We start from the raw sequence: 21,026 nt of genomic DNA on the forward strand, positions 1-21,026 counted from the left end.
TTCATTGCCTGAGTCATCACTGCACGCCCCCTGCGCCTGCTGCGGCGGGCTGTTGTTGTTCTTGTGCGGTGGCGACCATCGCCTCCACCACCTGTTCCATCTTCATGAACCGGGATCCCTTCACCAGCACGCTGCCCACCTGGGGCAGCACCTTGCGCACCGCTGCCAGCAGCGATGCCATGTCTTCAAAATGTTGTGCGGCCGGGCCACAAGCCGCAGCCGCGTGGGCCGACAGCGCGCCCAGCGTGTAGACGTGCGAAATGCCTGCGCTGCGTGCGTGCTCACCCGCTTCTGCATGGAACGCGGGGCCTTGGTTGCCCACTTCGCCCATGTCGCCCATCACCAGCAACTGGGGGGCGGGCAGATCGGCCAGCACGTCGATCGCAGCACGCATCGAATCGGGGTTGGCGTTGTAGCTGTCGTCCACCACGGTGATGCCGCGACCGCCATGGGTGATTTGCAGGGCGCGTGAGCGGCCCTTGACGGGAACAAATGCTTGCAGACCCTGGGCCACGGCCTCCAGCGGCGCGCCGGCTGCCAACGCACAAGCAGCAGCGGCCAAGGCGTTGACAACGTTATGGCGGCCTGCAATGTGCAGCCGAAAGCGCACTGCGCCCGCAGGGGCGGCCACAGCCACGCTCCAGGCCCCTTTCTCCCAACGGGCCTGCGTGCACTGCACATCGCCGCCTTCACCAAAGGTGATGCAGCGGCGCCCACCCGCCAATTGGCGCCACAACGGTGTGTAAGTGTCTTGTGCCGGGAACACGGCCACCCCGTCGGCAGGCAGGGCGGTCAGCACGGAGCCGTTTTCTTCCGCCACCGCCTGCACGGTGTGCATGAACTCCAGGTGTTCGCGCTGGGCGTTGTTGACCAGGGCCACCGTGGGTTGGGCCATGGCCGCCAGCGTGGCAATTTCGCCGGGGTGGTTCATGCCCAGCTCGATCACGGCAGCCTCGTGGGCAGCGGTGAGGCGCAGCAGCATCAGCGGCACGCCGATGTCGTTGTTGAAGTTGCCCTGCGTGGCAAAGGCCGCCTCGCCCTTCCAGGCCCGCAGGATGGAGGCAATCATCTGCGTGACGGTGGTCTTGCCGTTGCTACCCGTCACGCCGATCAGCGGCAAAGTGAACTGGGCGCGCCAGCCTGCCGCGAGGGCGCCAAACGCAGCCAGAGTGTCTGGCACTTCAATGCCGGGCAGCCCCGCCGCTGCCACGCCACCATGCGCCAGGGCGGCCGCAGCGCCGCTGGCCTTGGCTTGGGGCAGGAAGGCGTTGGCGTCAAATCGCTCGCCCTTGAGCGCGACAAACAGGTCGCCGGCTTGCAAGGTGCGGGTGTCGGTGTGCACACGGGCCAGGGGCGTGGCGCCATCACCCACCAGGTGGGCGCTGGGGATGCGCTGACGGACAAAGCCCAAGGCCTGTTGAAGTGTCATCATGCCCATGTGCTGCCTCCGCGGGCCTGCAGCACTGCACGCGCCTGGGCCATGTCTGAAAACGGGCGGCGCACGCCCGCCACCTCTTGGTAATCCTCGTGCCCCTTACCAGCAATCAGCACCACATCCGCGGGGTCGGCCTCGTTCAATGCCAGGGCGATGGCGGCGGCGCGATCGGGCTCCACCCGCACGGTTTCGCCGGCAATGGTGCCCTGCAAAATCTGGCGCAGGATGTGGGCGGGGTCTTCGCTGCGGGGGTTGTCGCTGGTGGCCACCACCCAGTCGGCATGGTGCTGGGCTGCGGCGCCCATCAGTGGGCGTTTGGTGGCATCACGATCCCCTCCGCAGCCGAAAACGCACCACAGCTGCCCACCGCGCTGCTGCGCCAGGGGGCGCAATGCTTGCAGCGCTTTTTCCAGAGCATCGGGCGTGTGGGCATAGTCCACGGCCACCAGGGGCTGGCCGGGCAGCGCCAGTTGCTCCATGCGGCCGGGCACAGGGCTAAGCTGTGCGCAGGCGTGCACGGCATCCGCCAGCGGCACCCCCAGGCTGCGCAGCGTGGCCACCACGCCCAGCAGATTGAGCACGTTGTAATGGCCCACCACGCGGGATTGCAGCAGGTGCTGCTCCGCCCCTTCGACCACCAGCCACTGCAGGCCTTGCGTACCGGCGGCAATGTCACGTGCGGCAATGCGTGCTTCGCCCGCAGCAGACACACTCCACACGTCCAAAGCACTGGCACCGCTGCGCTGAAGCAGCTCAGCGTGCAACTGCGCCCCGTGGGGGTCGTCGATGTTCACTACTGCGGTGCGCAACCCAGGCCAGTCGAACAAGGCCCGTTTGGCCAGCCAGTAGTCGGCCATGGAGCCGTGGTAGTCCAGATGGTCCTGCGTGAAGTTGGTGAACACGCCCACGCGGATCTGGGTGCCCGCCAGGCGGTGCTCCGCCAAGCCAATGGATGACGCTTCGATCGCACAGGCTGCCAAGCCTTGGTCGGTAAACTGGCGGAAGGCCCGGTGCAGGCGCACGGGGTCGGGAGTGGTCATGCCAGTGGTGAGCAGAGAGGGCGGAACACCCACACCCAAAGTACCCACTACCGCACAACCAGCAAGCGCAGGCAGCTCATTTTTTGATAGCAAATTCAAGGCTTCTGCCAACCACCAGGTGCTGCTGGTCTTGCCATTGGTGCCCGTCACGGCCAGCACCTGCAGGGCGTGGGACGGGTCATGAAACCATTGGGATGCCATCTCGCCCGTGGCGGCCTTGAGTCCAGCAAACGCGGCGATGGGCGCAGCTGCCGGAAAGACAAAGTCCTGCACGCCCTGGGCTTCGACCAAGCAGGCCGCAGCACCGCGCTGAAGCGCATCTGCCACATGGGCGCGGCCATCGGTGGCAGCACCGGGCCAGGCGATGAAGCCGTCTCCCGGCTGCACACTGCGGCTGTCCGTCTGCAAAGTACCCGTGACGCGCGCGCGCAGCCACGCCACGGCTTCAGCCGCCTGGTGCAGGGTGGTCAAGGGGGCTGTCACAGCGACTCCTCCACCGGGTTGGCCACGATCTGGGGTTTGACGGCCATGTCGGGCTGCACATTCATCATGCGCAGGGTTTGCTGCACCACCTCGCTGAACACCGGGGCGGCCACCAGGCCGCCGTAGACCTGCCCTGCGCTGGGCTCATCCACCATCACGGCCACGATGATGCGGGGCTTGTCGACGGGGGCCAAGCCGGTGAACCATGCGCGGTATTTGCCGGCGGCGTAGCTCTTGCCCACCTGCTTGCGGGCCGTGCCCGACTTGCCACCCACCGAGTACCCCACCGTCTGGGCCTTCTGGCCCGTGCCGCCGGGGCCTGCCGCCATCTGCAGCATCTTGCGCACTTGGTCGGCGGTGCGCTCAGAAAAAACGGGAACGCCCACAGCGGGCTCATCGGTCTTGAGCAGCGTGGCAGGAATCACGCGCCCGCCGTTGGCAAACACGGTGTACGAGCGGGCCATCTGGAACAGGCTGGCCGACAGGCCGTAGCCGTAGGACATGGTGGCCTGCTCCACCGGGCGCCAGGTTTTGTAGGGGCGCAAGCGCCCACTGATGGCGCCGGGAAAGCCGATCTGCGGCTTCTGCCCAAAGCCAGCGGCCGAGAAGGTTTCCCACATCTCTTTGGCGGGCATTTGCATGGCGAGCTTGGTGGTGCCCACGTTGCTGGACTTCTGGATCACGCCTTCAACGGTGAGCGCGCCGTAGTTGTGCGTGTCGGAAATGGTGGAGCCAGTGATGTTGATGCGCCCTGGGGAGGTGTCGATCACGGTTTCAGGCTTGACGCGGCCAGACTCCAGCGCAAGGCCAATGGTGAAAGGCTTCATGGTCGAGCCGGGCTCAAACACGTCGGTGAGCGCGCGGTTGCGCAGCTGCTCGCCGGTCAGGTTCTGGCGCTTGTCGGGCACGTAGCTGGGGTAGTTGGCCAGGGCCAGCAGCTCGCCGGTGTGAGCGTCCATCACCACCACGCTGCCCGCCTTGGCCTTGTGCAGCGCCACCTGGTCGCGCAATTTTTGGTAGGCGAAGAACTGCACCTTGCTGTCGATGGACAGCTGCATGTCTTTTCCGTCGATGGGTGGAATGGTCTCGCCCACGCCCTCGACCACGCGACCCAGGCGGTCCTTGATCACGCGGCGTGAGCCAGGCTTGCCAGCCAGCTGGCTGTTGAAGGCCAGCTCCATGCCTTCCTGCCCTTTGTCTTCCACATTGGTGAAGCCAACGATATGGGCTGCCGCTTCACCCTCGGGGTACTGGCGCTTGTATTCCTTGCGCTGGTAGATGCCCTTGATGTCGAGTGCCGCAATCTTCTGGCCCACATCCCAGTCCAGTTGGCGCTTCACCCAGACGAAGGTCTTGTCTTCGTCGGAGAGCTTGGCCATCAGGTCGGCAAAAGGCATTTCCATCAGCTTGGCCAGCTGGCGCAGCTTGGCCTTGACCTCGGGCTTTTCGTGCTCCACGTCTTCAGGAATCGCCCAGATGCTGGCAGCGGGCACGCTGGACGCCAGGATCAGCCCGTTGCGGTCCAGAATCTTGCCGCGGTTGGCGGGCAGCTCCAGCGTGCGGGCAAAGCGCACCTCGCCTTGCCGCTGAAAAAAATCATTGCCAAACACCTGCACATAGGCTGCGCGGGCGCCCAGGCCCACAAAGCCCAGCCCGATCATCGCCACGATGAACTTGCTGCGCCAGACGGGCGTCTTGCTCGCCAGCAACGGGCTGGAGGTGTAGAGCACGCTGCGGCTCATCGCGCGCCCTCCCCAGGTTTTGTCTTCGCGCTGGCAGCTGCTGCCTCTGCCCCGGCCGGGTCACCCACATACTGCGTGATGGCCGGCGTGGCTGTGCGCATGTTCAGCTGGGCGCGGGCCATCTTTTCCACGCGCAGCGGCGTGGCCTGCGCGCGTTTTTCCACTTGCAGTCGCTGGTGCTCTGTATCCAGGCGGCGCGCTTCGGCCACCGCGCGGTCCAGTTCGGTGAACAGGCGGCGCGACTGGTATTGGGTATGCACCAGGTACAGGGCACTCACCAGCACCGCCAGCAACAACACCAGGTTCAGGCGCGCCATGGAGCCTCCTGAACGCAGTGCGCGCACACGCACTCACCCCTGCCACACACGGGGGCTGCGGTGTGCAGTGGTGCGCAATGCAAGATCATGCATCCGTCCTTTGTGCGACGCGCATGATGGCGCTGCGTGAGCGGGGATTGGCCGCCACTTCTTGCTCGCTGGGCTTGATGCGATCCAGCGCGATGAGCTTCATGGCTTGCGGCACGGCAAACGGCGCACGGCGGTCAAACACCTCTTTGGAATGCTTGGCGATGAACTGCTTGACGATGCGGTCTTCCAAAGAATGGAAGCTGATCACCACCAACCGCCCACCGGGGCGCAGCACCGACAGGCTGGCCTCTAGGGCCTGCTGCAGCTCTTCAAGCTCAGCGTTGATGAAAATCCGTAGAGCCTGAAATGTGCGCGTTGCAGGGTTCTGGCCCGCCTCGCGGGTCTTGACCGCGCCAGCCACGAGATCGGCAAGCTCGGAGGTGGTGGCAAGGGGGCCCCGTTCCTCGCGCCGAGCAACAATCGCCTTTGCAATGGGGCCAGCAAACCGTTCTTCACCGTATTCACGTATCACCTCCGCAATCTGCCCGACTTCGGCCGTGGCCAGCCACTCGGCCACGCTTTCGCCGCGCGTGGTATCCATGCGCATGTCCAGCGGGCCATCGAAACGGAAACTAAAACCCCGCTCGGGGCTGTCGATCTGGGGCGAACTCACCCCGATGTCCATCAGCACGCCAGAGGCACTGCCCGCAGGCAACTCGCCCAGATGGCGAAAACCTTCATGCCGAATGGAAAAACGCGCATCGGTGATGCGCGCTGCCTCCTGGATGGCTTCGGGGTCTTTGTCGAATGCGACGAGATTCCCCTGTGGCCCCAGCCTCTGCAGGATCAGCCTGGAATGCCCCCCTCGCCCGAAGGTGGCATCCACCCAGGTACCGGAAGGCTCGGGGCCAGCATTGCCCAGCAAGGCATCGACTGCCTCATGCAGCAAAACCGTGGTGTGTTGAAGAGATGGAGTCACCGCGGCCTCAGAAAGAAAAATCCTTGAAGGCATCGGGCATTTCGCCTTGCATGGCTTGTGCCTCCTGCTCGTCGTATGTGGCCTTGTCCCACAGTTCGAAGTGGTTGCCCATGCCCAGCAGCACGGCTTCTTTGGTCAGGCCTGCGGCTGCGCGCAGTTCTGGGGAGATCAACACACGGCCCGTTGCGTCCATGTCCACGTCCATGGCGTTGCCCAAAAAGATGCGCTTCCACCACTGGGCGGACATGGGAAGCTGCGCCAGACGCTCGCGGAACCTCTCCCACTCAGGGCGTGGGAACACCATCAGACAACCGTGCGGGTGCTTGGTGATGGTGAGCTGGCTGGATGCCGTCGCCGCCAGGACGTCACGATGCCGGGTCGGCACGGAAAGCCGACCCTTCGCATCGAGACTGAGCGATGAGGCACCTTGGAACACGGATGGATTTCCCAGCTTGGCGGACCGCCAGACGCTCCGCGAATCGGAGCAAATGGCACTTTCCCCCACTTATTTGCACTTTTTTCCACTGTAGCAGGAAAACCAACTTGATCAACAGGGCCGCTACAAAGTTTTTCAATGAAATCAATGACTTAGCACTGAATCGCAAGGTAACAAGGCGAGAAAATATGTTCAAAAATAAGCACTTAGAACAGGCTATGCAAGTGATACCTGAAGCACAGGCAAGCCGATAGGACTTGTTAACCTTGGTGACCTGCCGATAGGCACACCCGATCGGCTCTCATCAGCGCAGACAGGACACCCCGAAATCGGGCGACTTGCTCGCTACCGGCATAAAAAAGCCCCGCCAAGTGGGGCGGGGCTGACTCCAGGCAGGCAATGGCGCAAACCCGCGCCCTCTTGGATCAAAGGATGTAACGCGACAGGTCTTCATCCTGACTGAGCGACTGCAGACGTGCATCCACATAGGCCGCATCGATGCGCACGGTTTGACCGCCCAGGCGGGCGGCGTCAAAACTCACCTCGTCCAGCAGGCGCTCCATCACGGTGGACAGTCGGCGGGCGCCGATGTTCTCCGTGCGCTCGTTCACTTCGTAGGCAATGTGGGCCAGGCGCGTGATGCCCTCAGGCAGAAATTCCAGCGTCACACCTTCTGTGGCCAGCAAGGCCTGGTACTGCTTGACCAACGACGCATGGGTCTGGGTGAGGATGGCCTCAAAGTCCTTCACCGACAGCGACTCCAGCTCCACACGGATGGGGAAACGCCCCTGCAACTCAGGAATGAGGTCGCTGGGCTTGGAGAGGTGGAAGGCCCCCGAGGCGATGAACAGGATGTGATCGGTCTTGACCATGCCGTACTTGGTGGAGACGGTAGTGCCTTCTACCAGGGGCAGCAGGTCACGCTGAACCCCCTGACGGGAAACGTCAGAACCGCTGGTTTCCTGGCGCGCAGCCACCTTGTCAATTTCGTCGATGAAGACGATTCCGTTTTGCTCGGCATTGGCAATGGCGCGGATCTTGATTTCCTCTTCATTCACCAGCTTGCCTGCTTCCTCGTCGGTGATGAGCTTGAGGGCCTCGGCGATCTTGAGCTTGCGGGTGCGGCGACGGTCCTGGCCCAGCTGGCTGAACATGCCACGCAGCTGGTCGGCCATTTCCTCCATGCCCTGGGGGCCCATGATCTCGACCTGCGGGCGGGCATCGGCCACGTCGATCTCGATCTCCTTGTCGTCCAGCTGGCCTTCGCGCAGCTTCTTGCGAAACACCTGGCGCGCAGTGTTATCGGCAGCGGGCTCAGTCCCGGCAGCCGTGCGGGCCTGAGGAATCAGCACGTCCAGAATGCGCTCCTCGGCCGCGTCTTCGGCGCGGGTGCGCACCTTCTTCATCTCGGCTTCACGCGTCTGCTTGACGGCCATCTCGGCCAGGTCGCGGATGATGGCGTCCACATCCTTGCCCACATAGCCCACTTCAGTGAACTTGGTGGCCTCGACCTTGATGAAGGGAGCATCGGCCAGCTTGGCCAAGCGGCGCGCGATCTCGGTCTTGCCCACGCCCGTGGGGCCAATCATGAGGATGTTCTTCGGGGTGATCTCGTGGCGCAGGCTGCCTTCGACCTGCTGGCGGCGCCAGCGGTTGCGCAGCGCGATGGCCACGGCACGCTTGGCGCTGGCCTGGCCCACGATGTGGTTGTCCAGCTCGGAGACGATTTCCTGGGGGGTCATGGAAGACATGGTGTCAGCCTGAATTCAATCAAAAATGGCGCTAGCGCTTATCAATAAAGCGCTAGCAGCTATCAAAATAATAGTAAACCTGCGCAGTCGCCGCTCAGAGCGTCTCGATGGTGTGGTTCATGTTGGTGTAGATGCAAAGTTCGCCCGCGATTTCGAGCGACTTCTTCACGATCTCCTGCGCGGACAGATCCGTGTTGACCAGCAGCGCCTTGGCAGCCGAGTGTGCATACGCCCCACCCGATCCGATCGCCACGATGCCCTGCTCCGGCTCCAGCACATCGCCATTGCCCGTGATGATGAGCGAGGCTTCCAGGTCGGCCACGGCCAGCATGGCTTCAAGGCGGCGCAGCACGCGGTCGGTGCGCCAATCCTTGGTCAGCTCGATGGCTGCACGCGTCAAGTGGCCCTGGTGCTTTTCCAGCTTGGCCTCAAAGCGCTCAAACAACGTGAAGGCATCGGCCGTGGCGCCCGCGAACCCCGCCAGCACCTTGCCGTGGTACAGCTTGCGCACCTTGCGTGCCGAGCCCTTGACGACGATATTGCCCAGCGTGACCTGGCCATCGCCCCCGATGGCGACCTGCATGCCCTGCGGCGTCTGGCGGCGCACGCTCAAGATCGTGGTGCCATGAAACACCGGTGTGTTGTGTGTTGAGTCCATAGCTGCCGCAGGTGGGGGCGGTCTGCGCAATTGCAAGCACTCCCGCAGGAGAAACGCCGCCACAGCAAGGGCTTCAGTTCTTGCGCGGAATGACCCAGGCGTGCTCGTTGATGCCGATCACGTTGAAGAACACGGCAATGAGGCGGTGCAGGTTTTGAAAATGCACCACATGGCCCTGCGATTGCAGATCGGCCGCCCAGTTAAGCACGGAGCCAGCCGCCGCAAAGTCAATGCGCATGAGCTTGTCGCACGCAATGACCAGAGGCACGCCGGGTTTGACCAGCTCTTGCAGCGGTTGCAGCAAAGGCACTGCATCGCCCTCAATGACGCCACTGAGCAGCGCTGCCGGCCCGTTGTCGATGGGAGGCGGCAGTGTCAGCTCTCCAAAATCAGAGGCCAGCATGTCGCGCTCGTTGGCCTGCGGCTGCGCGTTGGCCGACGCGTTGTCATCGGAATAACCGCACTTGGGCGCCGCCCACGATGGAGGCGAAACTTCAAATGTCACGCAGTAGTCCAGCGCGACCAGTTCGAATTCATCCGGGCGCCCCATCAGGCGCAAAGCCGACATGCGCAGACGCCACCATTCCGTGCCGGAGGTGCGATCTCCCGACTGGGTCATGATCTCCAGCAGGGTCTCCAACCGATCCACACCAGAAAAAACAAACTGGCCTTGCTTGTCGGCCCAGCGGGTGAACAGATCGGCCAGCAGCGGCACCGCAGCATCGTCAATACCCGCAATGCGCGACCAGGCCAAAGTCCAAGGGGAAGCAGCCCGCTCGACAGAGGCCTGCAATGCAGCTATAGAGGACACAGCCAGCCGCTGAGGGGCATTCCAGCTGAACTCACGGTGCCCCGGCGCATCACCAGCAGGGTCAGACGAGGAAACTTGCAAGCCCAACTGGTCAGGCAGCGAGAACCACAGTGGGGCGGAACGGCTGTACTGCGCCGCAAAATCAATGGCCAGGCTTTCAAAGCGGTCTTGCTGCCCGGTGGCCCGGTACAGGTCGAACAGCGTCATCCACAGTTCCAGCTGCTGTTCAGGGTCATCCTGCCGGTGCTGCTCCAGTACCTGCAGCAAGCCCGACTCAGCGCCTTCATGGTCACCGTTGGCATAGCGGATGGCCGCTTCTTCAAGATCGGGGTCATGCACGAATCTCTCCAGCTGGACGACCACAGGGGCAACCCCGCCTGGCACGGTGGGGCTGAAAGAAGGGTGTACCTCTGGTTCCGCTTGCAGCGCAGCGTCCACACCGCCAAAGCGGCCTACCGCCATGCTGTCGTTGGCAAACAAGGGCGCCACCGGGCTGGGGGCCGTAGGCGCAGCGGCGCTGGCGGCCAACGGGCTGACCAGGGTAACCGGCGCAGTGGGCGCAAATGCTCGGGCATCGGCCGCCTGGGCGTCTGGCCCCGGTGCAGGCTGTGTCTCGCCAGTGGGCATGGTGAGCGGCATGGTTTCGCCAGCCTCGTTGCCCGACTGCTTGCTCTTCCACCACTGCTGCGACATCTGGGCTTCGATCTCGTCGATCTTCTTGAGCGTCACGGCGCGCTCGTCGGGCGAGGCCATGCTGCTTTGGAAGAGCGAAGGCCGGTTGCTCGCATCTTCAGTGCGATGGCCTTGCAACACCTCACGCTGGCGCAGCTTGCGCAGTTGATCGAACTCGCGGCGGCGCACAAAGTCGTTGCGGCGCTTGCGCTCAATCATCTCCTTGAGCATCTGCTTGCTGTACTGGCTCTCCCGGTCATCTTGCAGAGAATCCAGCTCTGTCCACTGCACGGTGGGATTGCGCACAAACCTCACCATCTTGGACAGCAGTCCACCGGCTGGTGGGGTTTCTTCCTTGCTCATGGTGATGCGGGTACGGTGGTGAAGAGGCTACTCAGGATACAGCCTGCTTCAATCCCCGAACATCTTTTGCTTGAGTTCGCGGCGCTGCTGGGCTTCCAGCGACAGCGTGGCCGTGGGGCGTGCGATCAGGCGGCCCACGCCGATGGGCTCGCCCGTCTCGTCGCAGTAGCCGTAGTCGCCCGCATCAATGCGCGCGATCGATTGCTCGATCTTCTTGAGCAGCTTGCGCTCGCGGTCGCGGGTGCGCAGCTCCAGGGCGTGCTCTTCCTCGATGGTGGCACGGTCGGCGGGGTCGGGCACCACCACGGTGTCTTCGCGCAGATGCTCGGTGGTTTCACCGGCACTGTTGTGGATGTCCTGCTTGAGCTGAACGAGCTTGAGGCGGAAAAACGCCATCTGCTTGTCGTTCATGTACTCGCTGTCAGGCATCGCCATCACTTCAGCGTCTGTCAGCTCCTCGGCCGTCTTGGTCTTCCAGTTGTTGGCGAGCTTGGGGTCTTTTTTGGCAGCGGTGTAGGTAGGTTGCACTGGCGCGGTCGTGGGCATGGTGTGTTGGTAACTGGCTTTGGCAGCGGTGGAAGCCACTGCCTGGGCCATCGATGGTACGGTCAATTGGGCCAATCGCGAAGAAGTCCGAGTGGCGCGCAGCGGAACTTGCGGGCTCTCGGCCACGGGGGCCGGAGCGACAGCGGCAGCCTTGGCGGAAGCCGCAGGCTTGGTCGCCTTGGCGGATACCGGGGCGGCAGCACCTTTGGCCGCAGTGGCAGGCGCTTTGGTCACCGCTTTGGGTTTGCTGGTATCGGCTTTCACTTCCTGGTCTCCTCGCTATACGGGCAGGCCCCGGCTGCGGGGGCAGTCAGGGACGGATGGCAAGCCTTCCGGGGTTTTACCGGGGCGCGATTGTATCGACCTGCGCCGCCGCAAACGAAAACGTTGCAGATACAACACACCCCGGTGTTTCCCCGAGGGAAACGGCCTCAGACCAGGCTCTGGTCCAGACCCTGACGGAAGATGTCCTGCGGCAGATCGATGCCGATGAACACCATCTTGCTCACCCGCGCCTCGCCTTCAGCCCACTGGGGACCCAAATCGCTGCCCATGAGCTGGTGCACGCCCTGGAAGATCACCTTGCGGTCGGTGCCCTTCATGTTCAAGACACCCTTGTAACGCAGCATGCGCGGGCCATAAATGTTGACAATGGCGCCCAGGAAGTCTTCCAGCTTGGCGGGGTCGAACGGACGGTCGGAGCGGTAGACAAAGCTCTTGACGTCGTCATCGTGGTGATGGTGGTGACCATGCCCGTGGCCATGCTGGTGCGAGGGGTGGTTGCACTCCTCGCCCGGCGCATGGTCGTGGTGCTCATGGCCATGGTCGTGATCGTGGTCGCAATGCCCATGGTCGTGGTCGCAGTGGCTGTGGTCGTGCTCGTCTTCCTTGAGGAAGTCGGGGTCGATGTCCAGTTTGGCGTTGAGGTTAAAGCCCCGCAGATCCAGCACCTCCTTGAGAGGCACCTCACCAAAATGCACCGCCTTGATGGGCGCACGCGGGTTCATGTGCTTGAGGCGGTGCGTCAGGGCATCCACATCCTCGGCGCTCACCAGATCGGTCTTGGACAGGAAAATCTGGTCGGCAAAGCCCACCTGGCGGCGTGCTTCCTGGCGGTCATTGAGCTGCTGCGCTGCGTGCTTGGCGTCTACCAGGGTGATGATGGAGTCGATCAGGTAGGTCTCGGCAATCTCTTCGTCCATGAAGAAAGTCTGCGCCACGGGGCCAGGGTCGGCCAGGCCGGTGGTCTCGATCACGATGCGCTCAAAGTCCAGCAGGCCCTTGCGCTTCTTGGCGGCCAGCAGTTGCAGGGTTTCACGCAGGTCTTCGCGGATGGTGCAGCAGATGCAGCCGTTGCTCATCTGCACGATCTGCTCTTTCGACTCTGTCACCAGGATGTCGTTGTCGATGTTTTCTTCGCCAAACTCGTTCTCGATCACGGCGATCTTCTGGCCGTGGGCCTCGGTCAAGACGCGCTTGAGCAAGGTGGTTTTGCCCGAGCCCAAAAAGCCCGTGAGGATGGTGACTGGAATGAGTGCCATGGGAATCTCTTTCAAATGAACTAAGGCGGGGGCCACAGCCCCCTGCCCGCTGGATAACCGTGTCCGCAGATCGGGGCAGAACTGGTTTTTTCCAGTGTAGCGATCGTGTCAAGCCCCTGCGGGCGACAAAGTGTGCCCGCTCAGGCCTTGCGCATCACCACCAGGCCCTTGAGGTATTCCCCTTCAGGAAACTCCAGTGTCATCGGGTGGTCAGGTGCGCCCCCCAGGCGTTCGGTGATGTAGCCATCCACCCCCGCATCGGCCCCGGCAGAGGCCACGATCTTGTGAAACAGATCGGCACTGATGCCACCCGAGCACGAGAAGGTGAACAGCACACCGCCCGGCTCCAGCAGTTGCAGCGCCAGGCGGTTGATGTCTTTGTAGGCGCGTGCGGCGCGCTCGGCGTGCGCCGCAGTGGGCGCAAACTTGGGCGGGTCCAGGATGATGGCGTCAAAGCGCTGGCCATCCTTGAGGAACTGGCGCAGCGAGGCATTCACGTCGGCATCGAGGAAGGTGGCGCGGTTCGGATCGAACCCATTGAGCGCCACATGGGCGCGGGCGCGCTCCAGGGCGGGGCCGGAAGAATCGATGGAGGTCACGTGCCCATCGGCCACATTGCCTGCCGCACGCATGCCCGCCAGTGCCGCCACACTGAAGCCACCGGTGTAGCAAAAGCAGTTGAGCACATGCTTGAAGCCCAGGCGCTGGGTGTAGTCGGCAAACCGCTTGCGGCTGTCGCGCTGGTCCAGATAAAAGCCCGTCTTGTGGCCCTCAGCGATGTTGAGGGTCAGGCGCCACTGGTGCTCGCGGATCGTCAGTTCCAGCGGCGGCCCCTCGCCATCACCTGCCGCACCCGAGGGCCCGCCGCGCAGCCAGCCGGTGGCGGGCTCCAGACCCTCCAGCGAACGCACGCTGGCGTCCGAACGCTCGTACAGCTTGGTGAGCCCCGTCTCGCGCAGCAGCGCATCGGCAATCACGCCTTTCCAGCGCTCGGTGCCCGCGCTGGTGAACTGCGCCACCAGGGTATCGCCATAGCGGTCCACGATGAGCCCGGGCAGGCCGTCGGACTCGCCATGCACCAGACGTACGCCATCGCTTTGCACGTCAAAACGTGCCCTGGCGATGATGGAGCGTGCGCAAGCAGCTATAAAAAACGGAGCATCAATGCGTTGTGCCTCATCAAAGCTCCACACCCGGGCACGGATGCGGGAGCTGGGGCTGTACGCAGCCCAGGCCAGAAACTGGCCTTCGTGCGATTCCACGCGCACGGTCTCGCCGCTGTCGCCGCCGCCCTTGGCGATGGCCGATTCAAAGATCCAGGGATGGCGGCGCAGCAGCGAGCGCTCTTTGCCTGCGCGGAGTCGAAGGGTTTTCATGCCCCGGATTGTGCGGGCTGGCGGGCACGGGAGAGTGCCCCGCCGACGGAAAAAAGCGCGCAGAAGCCATCACCACACCTGATCACGCCTTGGTCTGACACGCGCCGCACGCCCCTCTTCGCCCGGCAAACACCCGGCCTATTCACTCTCTCGAAACTGCATATTTGACAACTATGATTATCAATCGACAACATGACGGAAATTAGCATTTTTATCGAAACACTCCGATGACCACCTCCGCCACCCGCCTCGCCCCCGCGCCCGGCACGGCACAGGCCGTGATGACCGACCTGCGCGAATTTCTGGCCTTCAAGATCGGCAATGAGGAATACGGGGTGGACATCCTGCGCGTGCAGGAGATCCGGTCGTACGAGAAGCCCACCACCATTGCCAACGCCACGGGCGAATTGCTGGGCGTGATGAACCTGCGCGGCGTGATCGTGCCCATCATTGACCTGCGCCTGAAGCTGGGCCAGACCGCTGTGCAGTACGACCACCTGAAGGTGGTGATCGTGCTGCACATCGGACAGCGGACGGTGGGTGTGGTGGTGGACGGCGTGTCCGACGTGCTCACGCTGGAGCGCGAACAGCTGCGCCCCGTGCCCGCCCTGCGCGGCAACGTCAAGCCCGAACACCTGCTGGCCATCGGCTCGGTCGGCCCGCGCATGCTGATCCTGCTGGACATCGAGAAATTTCTGCAAGACACGGTACTGGGCATGCCCGGAGCCACGCTGCAATAAGGGCGGCGCAGCCCGTTTTTCCCACCTCCCCGCATGAACATGCCTTCCTGGATCTCCAACTGCTAGCACTGAATGGCGGCTGCGCATTCAAAAAAGATACTGTCATGAACCTCGATAACGTCCGAATCTCCACCCGCCTTGCCCTGTTGCTGGCGGCTCTGTGCCTGTTGGCCGCTGCCTTGGGCGTTGCTGGCTTGCTGGGCATGCAGCGTGCCAATCAGGGGCTGAACGCCGTGTACCAGGACCGGGTGGTGCCGCTCAAGCAGATCAAGCTGGTCTCCGACGCCTACGCCATCAACATCGTCGACACCGCGCACAAGGTGCGCGACGGTGCCATGACGCCAGCCCAAGGCCTGCAGTCCGTGGCGCTGGCGCGCAAAGACATCCAGGAGCAATGGTCTGCGTACCTCGCCACCGAACTGGAGCCCCAGGAAGTGCAGCTCGCCACGCAGTTTCGTGGACTGCAGGCCACGGCTGACGCGTCCGTCGCCAGCCTGGAGCGCATCCTGCAGTCTGCAGACATCGCCGCACTCACGGCCTTCGCCGCCAAAGACATGTATCCGGCCATGGACCCGCTGCAGGACGTTCTGGGCAAACTGGTGCAGGTGCAACTGGACATTGCCAAAGCTGAGTATGAGCATGCAGAAACGCTCTACCGTCGTATGACCGTCGGGTTCGTCGTGGCACTCGTGGTCGGCACTGGCTTGGCGCTGGCTCTCGGCATTTGGGTCATCCGCTCCATCTCCCAACCGCTGCGCCGCGCCATCGCGTACTCTGAATCGATTTCCCGTGGCGACCTCACGCAACAGATCGAAGCGCGTGGCAGCAACGAGACCGAGCAACTGCTGCACGGGCTCAAGGCCATGCAAACCTCACTGGTCACGCTGGTGAGCGCGGTGCACCAGGGTGCAGCCAGTGTTTCCGCGGCCTCGGGCGAAATCGCGCAAGGCAATGACGACCTGTCGGCACGTACAGAGCGCCAGGCCAGCGCGCTGCAGGAGACGGCCGCCTCCATGGAAGAGCTCAACTCCACCGTGCGCATGAACGCCGACAACTCGCGTCAGGCCAACCAGATGGCACAGAGCGCATCGGCCGTGGCCGCCCAGGGTGGGCAGGTGGTGGCCGAAGTGGTCGAGACCATGAAAGGCATCAACGAGAGCAGCAAGCGCATCAGCGACATCATTGGCGTCATTGACGGGATCGCCTTCCAGACCAACATCCTGGCCCTGAACGCTGCGGTGGAGGCCGCCCGCGCCGGAGAGCAAGGGCGCGGCTTCGCGGTCGTGGCCAGCGAAGTGCGCAACCTGGCGGGCCGCTCTGCCGAAGCCGCCCGTGAAATCAAGAGCCTGATCGGTGAGAGCGTGGAGCGTGTGGAAGCAGGCACCGCGCTGGTGGACCGCGCTGGCGAAACGATGGACCAGGTCGTCGGCGCCATCCAGCGGGTGAGCGACATCGTGGCTGAAATCAGCGCCGCCAGCTCGGAGCAAAGCCAGGGCGTCACCCAGGTCAACGAGGCCGTTGCGCAAATGGACCAGGTCACCCAGCAGAACGCGGCCCTGGTAGAAGAAATGGCCGCAGCGGCCGCTGGCCTCAATACCCAGGCGCGCGATCTGGTCATGACCGTGTCAAGCTTCAAGCTCCCCGGCGGTGCGCACGCACTGATCGGAGCCAGGTAACGAAAAGGCCAAGGCGACAGCAAAGCCGTCGATGCGCCACTTATAGCGGCAGTCCAAAGCGCTCCAGGCGCGGCGCCCAGTGGCCCAGCACATCGGCCGACAGCAGCACGCGGTGCGCCTGCCCGATGAGCAGATGGCGCGGCACCAGGCCGATGTAGCGCGAGTCGGCACTGTTGTCCCGGTTATCACCCAGCACCAGGTATTCGCCCTCAGGCACCTGCACCGGATCAAAGCTGCTGCGCGCCGTCACGCCCTGCAGCCACTGCACGCGGCGCTCATGCCCCAGCAGGCGCTCCGTCCAGCGCGTGGCGGTGAGCGTTTGGCCTGGCAGCACCGGCTCCTGCACAGAATCGGGCATCTCGTATTCGGCGGCCTGGCCGTTGACGTAGAGCACCTCGTTGCGCATCTCCACCGTGTCGCCGGGCAAGGCCGCAATGCGCTTGATCAGGCGGGCGCCGTCCAGCGGGGACGAGAAGGTGACCACATCGCCGCGCTGCGGGTCGTCGATGTGCGCCAGGATGACGTCGGTGAGCGGGAGCTTCAGGTCGTAGGCCAGGCGGTTGACCAGCACCACATCCCCCTCCAGCAGCGTGGGCCGCATCGAGCCCGATGGAATGGGGTTCCAGTCAGCCACGGCAGTGCGAAAGACGCCAAAGCACAACAGCAGCACGATGAACCACCGGTTCGATTTGAGGTTCGATTGGATCCAGTTCAGCAGCATGACGACAACTCCAGGGCGCCCACGGCGGGCGGCAGATGGATCGGAGGCGCCGGGGGGCCACTTGGTTCCGCGCGGCGGGCGGGCGGTTGCTTCGCTTTCGCGGAGACCCGCGCGGCGGCTCAGGGGGACTTCTTCCGCGCACGCGGGTGGGCGGCGTCATACACCTTGGCCAGGTGCTGAAAATCGAGTCGCGTGTAGACCTGCGTGGTGGTGATGTTGGCGTGTCCCAGCAGCTCCTGCACCGCGCGCAGGTCGCCGCTGCTTTGCAGCAGGTGGCTGGCAAACGAATGGCGCAGCATGTGCGGGTGCACCGGTGTGGTGAGCCCCGCCTGCTGGCTGCGCTGGCGCAGGCGCAGCCAGATGGACTGGGCGGTAAGGCGTTTGCCGCGCTGGCCCACGAACAGGGCGGTGTCCAGCCGCACAGAGCCCTCGCCCCCAAACGGTGTGGCCCGCAGCTGCAGCCAGGCCTGCAGCGCGGCCGTGGCAGCCGCGCCCACCGGCACGCTGCGCCGCTTGCTGCCCTTGCCGAACACATGGGCCTCGCCGGCTTGCAGGTCCACCCAGCCGCGGCCCTGGCGCTGGGTGTCGGCGTTGGGGATGGCATCGAGCCCCGCCAGTTCGCCCACGCGCAGGCCGCAGCCGTAGAGCAGCTCGACCATGGCCGCATCGCGCGCTTCCAGCCAGGGGTCGGACCCGTTGTTTTCGTAATCGGCCAGGCGCACCGCATCGTCCACGCCCAGGGCCTTGGGCAGCGGCTTCGGCGCCTTGGGCGCGCGCACGTCCTGCACCGGGTTGTGCGCCACCAGGCCCTGGCGCCCGGCCCAGGTGTAAAACCCGCGCCAGCCCGACAGAATCAGCGCAATCCCCCGCCCGCTGCGCCCGCCGCTGTGCATCTGCGCCACAAAACGGCGGATGTGCGCACTGGTGAGTTGCAGCAACGGCAGATTGACCCCCGTCGCAAACTGCGCAAGCTTTTCCAGATCCAACGTGTACAGCGTGAGCGTGCGCGCCGCCAGCCGCTTCTCTACCCGCACATGCTCCAGGTAGCGCAGAACGTGCGGATCGGTGGGCAGCGAAGCGACCAGGGCGTCGGGCATGGGGATTCAGAAGGCCGTGAGCGCAGGTCCCAAGGTGTCCGTGCCCCCACTGTGGCGCAGCGTGTGCAACCGGCGCGGCCCCAGACCAGTGCCACCGTGGAGCCGGCTTTGCCGGTCCAGGGGTGGCGTCCCCCCCTTGGGGGGGGAAGACGCGAAGCGGCTCAGGGGGGGCGTCACTTCAACCGCACCAGCGCCGCGCTGGCCAGCTCCGCAATGCGTGAGAGAAATTCCGTGCCCATGGTGGCGTCAAAGCGCTGCGGGTCGGGCGAGCCCAGCACCAGCAGGCCAAACGCTGGCGTGGCACTGTCGATGGCGCCTTCGCGCAGGGGCAGCAAGGCCAGCGACTGGGCGGGCTCGCCCGCCTCCTGCGCCAGCCAGCCCGCAGGCTCAAAGCCCAGATTGGGGCCGCAAAACGGCATGGTCAGCGACGAGGCAAACGCCCGCGCGTCTTCACTCGCGCCTTGCGTAAAGTCGGCGTCGATGTAGGGGCCAGCCACTGTCCACACACGCACGGCCGCCTGGGGCACGTCGAACAGGGTGCGGATGCCGTTGACCACCGCCTCGGGCAGGTCGAACGGGTCCTTCACGCGCAGCAAGGCGCTGGTCCACTGGTGCACCTTGGTGGCAATGGCGGTGTTGTCGTTGCTGTTGCGCACCATGTCCATGATGCGGTGCTCCAGCCCCTTGATCTTCTCGCGCAGCATCTCGGCTTGGCGCTCTTGCAGGCTCACCGCGCGCTGGCCGTGGGGGCTGGTGATCTGCACGCTGGCCAGCACCTCGGCATGGCGTTCGAAAAAGCCGGGGGTGTTGGTCAGAAAGTTGGCGATGTCTTCTTCGGTGATCGGGGGAACGTGGGTGCTGGTCATAGGTGGTCTGGGATGTCGATCTGGCCTTCGAACACGGTGGTGGCCGGGCCGGTCATGTAAAGGGTGTCGGTGTCCTGGCCGGTCCAGGCGATGGTGAGGCGGCCGCCGCGCATGTCCACATGCACTTCGTTGTCGAGCAGCCCCAGGCGAATGCCTGCCGCCACGGCCGCGCAAGCGCCCGTGCCGCAGGCCAGTGTTTCGCCCGTGCCGCGCTCGAACACGCGCAGGCGCACGTGGTTGCGGCCCACCACCTGCATAAAGCCCGCATTCACACGCTGCGGAAAGCGCGGGTGCCGCTCCACCAGGGGGCCCCAAAGGGCCACCGGGGCGGTGTCCACATCGTCCACCAGCTGCACGGCGTGGGGGTTGCCCATGGACACCACCACTACCAAAACTGTAGCTGGTTGCGCAGGCACATCAAGCGCTAGCGGCCATTTTTGCCCTGAACCTTGCGCCACCGGCTGCAGGCCGGTGGTGTCAAAGGGCACGCGGGCAGGCTCCAGCACGGGGCGGCCCATGTCCACGGTGACTCGGCCATCGGGCGTGAGGCGGGGGGCGATGACGCCGCTGAGCGTTTGCACGCGGATGGTGTCCTTGTCCGTCAGACCCTTGTCGCGCACGTAGCGGGCAAAGCAGCGCGAGCCGTTGCCGCACTGCTCCACCTCGCCGCCATCGGCGTTGTGGATCACGTATTCGAAATCGATGCCTTCAGCGGCAGCATCTGCGGTGGGTCGGCGCACGGTGAGGATCTGGTCCGCGCCCACGCCAAAGTGGCGGTCAGCCAGGTAGCGGTAGTGCGCAGGCGTCAGGCCCAGGCGGCCCTGGGTTTCGTCCAGCACGACAAAGTCGTTGCCAGCGCCCTGCATTTTGGTGAAGCGAATCTGCATGGGACGGGATTATGGCCCCGCCCCTGCGCCAAACCGCGTGCGGGCGTACGCTTGGCAGCTTCTCTCGATTCCACCGGCTTTTCAGGAACCTCGCATGACCGATCTTTCCGCTTTTGCCATCACCCGCAAATGGCCCGCCCGGCACCCGGACCGCATCCAGCTGTATTCCCTGCCCACGCCCAACGGCGTGAAGGTGTCGATAGCGCTGGAAGAACTGGGCCTGCCCTACGAGCCCCATCTGGTGAGCTTTGAGACCAACGACCAGACCACGCCCGAATTCCTCTCGCTCAACCCCAACAACAAGATCCCGGCCATCCTGGATCCGAACGGCCCGGACGGCCAGCCGTTGGCGCTGTTCGAGTCCGGGGCCATCCTGGTGTACCTGGCCAGCAAGAGCGGCCAATTGATGCCACAGGACACCGCCGGGCGCTTCGAAACCCTGCAGTGGGTGATGTGGCAGATGGGCGGCGTGGGCCCCATGTTTGGCCAGCTCGGGTTTTTCCACAAATTTGCGGACAAGGACTACGAAGACAAACGCCCGCGCGACCGGTATGTCGCTGAGTCGAAGCGCCTGCTCAAGGTGCTGGACGAGCGCCTGGCGGGCCGCCAATGGGTGATGGGCGACCAGTACACCATCGCCGACATCGCCATCCTGCCCTGTGTGCGCAACCTGGTGGGCTTTTACGGCGCGGGCGACCTGGTGGAGTTTGACCAGTTCAAGGAGGTGCAGCGCGTGCTCGCCGCCTTCGTGGCGCGTCCGGCGGTGGCCCGGGGGCTGGCCATTCCGGCACGCGGCTGACGGCTAGGGCGCCGGGTTTCTCATCCGCCCTTGATCTTGATCATGCCGCGCAGCCCGGCA

General features: G+C 64.3%; 19 protein-coding genes. 3 read left to right on the forward strand and 16 right to left on the reverse strand.

Annotation, left to right across the window (positions count from 1 at the left end):
- Positions 1-16: 16 nt before the first annotated feature.
- From PQV96_RS17215 to PQV96_RS17270, 12 genes are all read right to left on the reverse strand, one after another.
- A complete protein-coding gene (locus PQV96_RS17215) occupies positions 17-1,438 on the reverse strand; it encodes a UDP-N-acetylmuramoyl-tripeptide--D-alanyl-D-alanine ligase (RefSeq protein ID WP_207373091.1) in 1,422 nt (473 codons plus the stop codon).
- On the reverse strand, positions 1,429-2,958 hold the full coding sequence (locus PQV96_RS17220) for a UDP-N-acetylmuramoyl-L-alanyl-D-glutamate--2,6-diaminopimelate ligase (protein ID WP_082758795.1): 1,530 nt from the start codon (positions 2,956-2,958) through the stop codon (positions 1,429-1,431). The genes PQV96_RS17215 and PQV96_RS17220 overlap by 10 nt, the downstream gene beginning before the upstream one ends.
- The gene (locus PQV96_RS17225; protein WP_142082088.1) at positions 2,955-4,700 is read right to left on the reverse strand and encodes a peptidoglycan D,D-transpeptidase FtsI family protein; all 1,746 of its coding nucleotides are present in this window, start codon (positions 4,698-4,700) and stop codon (positions 2,955-2,957) included. The genes PQV96_RS17220 and PQV96_RS17225 overlap by 4 nt, the downstream gene beginning before the upstream one ends.
- Positions 4,697-5,017 carry a cell division protein FtsL gene (gene ftsL, locus PQV96_RS17230; protein ID WP_207373093.1) on the reverse strand — a complete coding sequence of 107 codons (321 nt, stop codon included), beginning with the start codon at positions 5,015-5,017 and terminating at the stop codon, positions 4,697-4,699. Before ftsL ends, PQV96_RS17225 begins: the two co-directional genes overlap by 4 nt.
- 85 nt (positions 5,018-5,102) lie before the next feature.
- On the reverse strand, positions 5,103-6,026 hold the full coding sequence (gene rsmH, locus PQV96_RS17235) for a 16S rRNA (cytosine(1402)-N(4))-methyltransferase RsmH (RefSeq protein WP_207373094.1): 924 nt from the start codon (positions 6,024-6,026) through the stop codon (positions 5,103-5,105).
- A 7-nt stretch (positions 6,027-6,033) separates the two neighbouring features.
- Positions 6,034-6,462 (reverse strand): division/cell wall cluster transcriptional repressor MraZ, encoded by a 429-nt coding sequence (gene mraZ, locus PQV96_RS17240; RefSeq protein ID WP_273623707.1) that lies wholly within the window; start codon positions 6,460-6,462, stop codon positions 6,034-6,036.
- Positions 6,463-6,887: 425 nt separating this feature from the next.
- Positions 6,888-8,213 carry an ATP-dependent protease ATPase subunit HslU gene (hslU, locus tag PQV96_RS17245; RefSeq protein ID WP_273623709.1) on the reverse strand — a complete coding sequence of 442 codons (1,326 nt, stop codon included), beginning with the start codon at positions 8,211-8,213 and terminating at the stop codon, positions 6,888-6,890.
- A gap of 94 nt (positions 8,214-8,307) precedes the next feature.
- On the reverse strand, positions 8,308-8,871 hold the full coding sequence (hslV, locus tag PQV96_RS17250; RefSeq protein ID WP_066695630.1) for an ATP-dependent protease subunit HslV: 564 nt from the start codon (positions 8,869-8,871) through the stop codon (positions 8,308-8,310).
- A 73-nt stretch (positions 8,872-8,944) separates the two neighbouring features.
- A complete protein-coding gene (locus PQV96_RS17255) occupies positions 8,945-10,717 on the reverse strand; it encodes an STAS domain-containing protein (protein WP_273623711.1) in 1,773 nt (590 codons plus the stop codon).
- A 48-nt stretch (positions 10,718-10,765) separates the two neighbouring features.
- Positions 10,766-11,527, reverse strand: a complete 762-nt coding sequence (gene dksA, locus PQV96_RS17260; RefSeq protein WP_082758775.1) for an RNA polymerase-binding protein DksA — start codon at positions 11,525-11,527, stop codon at positions 10,766-10,768.
- A gap of 167 nt (positions 11,528-11,694) precedes the next feature.
- On the reverse strand, positions 11,695-12,804 hold the full coding sequence (locus tag PQV96_RS17265) for a CobW family GTP-binding protein (RefSeq protein ID WP_207373097.1): 1,110 nt from the start codon (positions 12,802-12,804) through the stop codon (positions 11,695-11,697).
- A 140-nt stretch (positions 12,805-12,944) separates the two neighbouring features.
- Positions 12,945-14,180 (reverse strand): class I SAM-dependent rRNA methyltransferase, encoded by a 1,236-nt coding sequence (locus PQV96_RS17270; RefSeq protein WP_273623714.1) that lies wholly within the window; start codon positions 14,178-14,180, stop codon positions 12,945-12,947.
- A gap of 227 nt (positions 14,181-14,407) precedes the next feature.
- On the opposite strand from PQV96_RS17270, the gene PQV96_RS17275 reads away from it, so the two are divergent.
- A complete protein-coding gene (locus PQV96_RS17275) occupies positions 14,408-14,920 on the forward strand; it encodes a chemotaxis protein CheW (protein ID WP_207373099.1) in 513 nt (170 codons plus the stop codon).
- A 104-nt stretch (positions 14,921-15,024) separates the two neighbouring features.
- Positions 15,025-16,596, forward strand: coding sequence for a methyl-accepting chemotaxis protein (locus PQV96_RS17280; protein ID WP_207373100.1), 1,572 nt, complete (start codon positions 15,025-15,027; stop codon positions 16,594-16,596).
- Between the two features lie 40 nt (positions 16,597-16,636).
- Here PQV96_RS17280 and lepB read toward each other — a convergent pair whose 3' ends face one another.
- The 4 genes from lepB to dapF all read right to left on the reverse strand — a co-directional run bounded on the left by lepB (position 16,637) and on the right by dapF (position 20,167).
- Entirely contained in the window at positions 16,637-17,317 is a 681-nt protein-coding gene (gene lepB / locus PQV96_RS17285) for a signal peptidase I (protein ID WP_207373101.1), read from the reverse strand.
- Between the two features lie 119 nt (positions 17,318-17,436).
- Entirely contained in the window at positions 17,437-18,414 is a 978-nt protein-coding gene (locus PQV96_RS17290) for a tyrosine-type recombinase/integrase (protein WP_207373102.1), read from the reverse strand.
- Between the two features lie 173 nt (positions 18,415-18,587).
- Positions 18,588-19,280: a DUF484 family protein gene (locus tag PQV96_RS17295; RefSeq protein WP_207373103.1), complete on the reverse strand. Its 693-nt coding sequence runs from the start codon at positions 19,278-19,280 to the stop codon at positions 18,588-18,590.
- On the reverse strand, positions 19,277-20,167 hold the full coding sequence (dapF, locus tag PQV96_RS17300; protein WP_142082109.1) for a diaminopimelate epimerase: 891 nt from the start codon (positions 20,165-20,167) through the stop codon (positions 19,277-19,279). The genes PQV96_RS17295 and dapF overlap by 4 nt, the downstream gene beginning before the upstream one ends.
- A gap of 94 nt (positions 20,168-20,261) precedes the next feature.
- On the opposite strand from dapF, the gene PQV96_RS17305 reads away from it, so the two are divergent.
- The gene (locus tag PQV96_RS17305; RefSeq protein WP_207373104.1) at positions 20,262-20,966 is read left to right on the forward strand and encodes a glutathione S-transferase N-terminal domain-containing protein; all 705 of its coding nucleotides are present in this window, start codon (positions 20,262-20,264) and stop codon (positions 20,964-20,966) included.
- Positions 20,967-21,026 lie beyond the last annotated feature (60 nt).

Origin of the sequence: Acidovorax temperans, assembly GCF_028596105.1 — a bacterium.
Taxonomy (GTDB): Bacteria; Pseudomonadota; Gammaproteobacteria; order Burkholderiales; family Burkholderiaceae_C; genus Acidovorax; species Acidovorax temperans.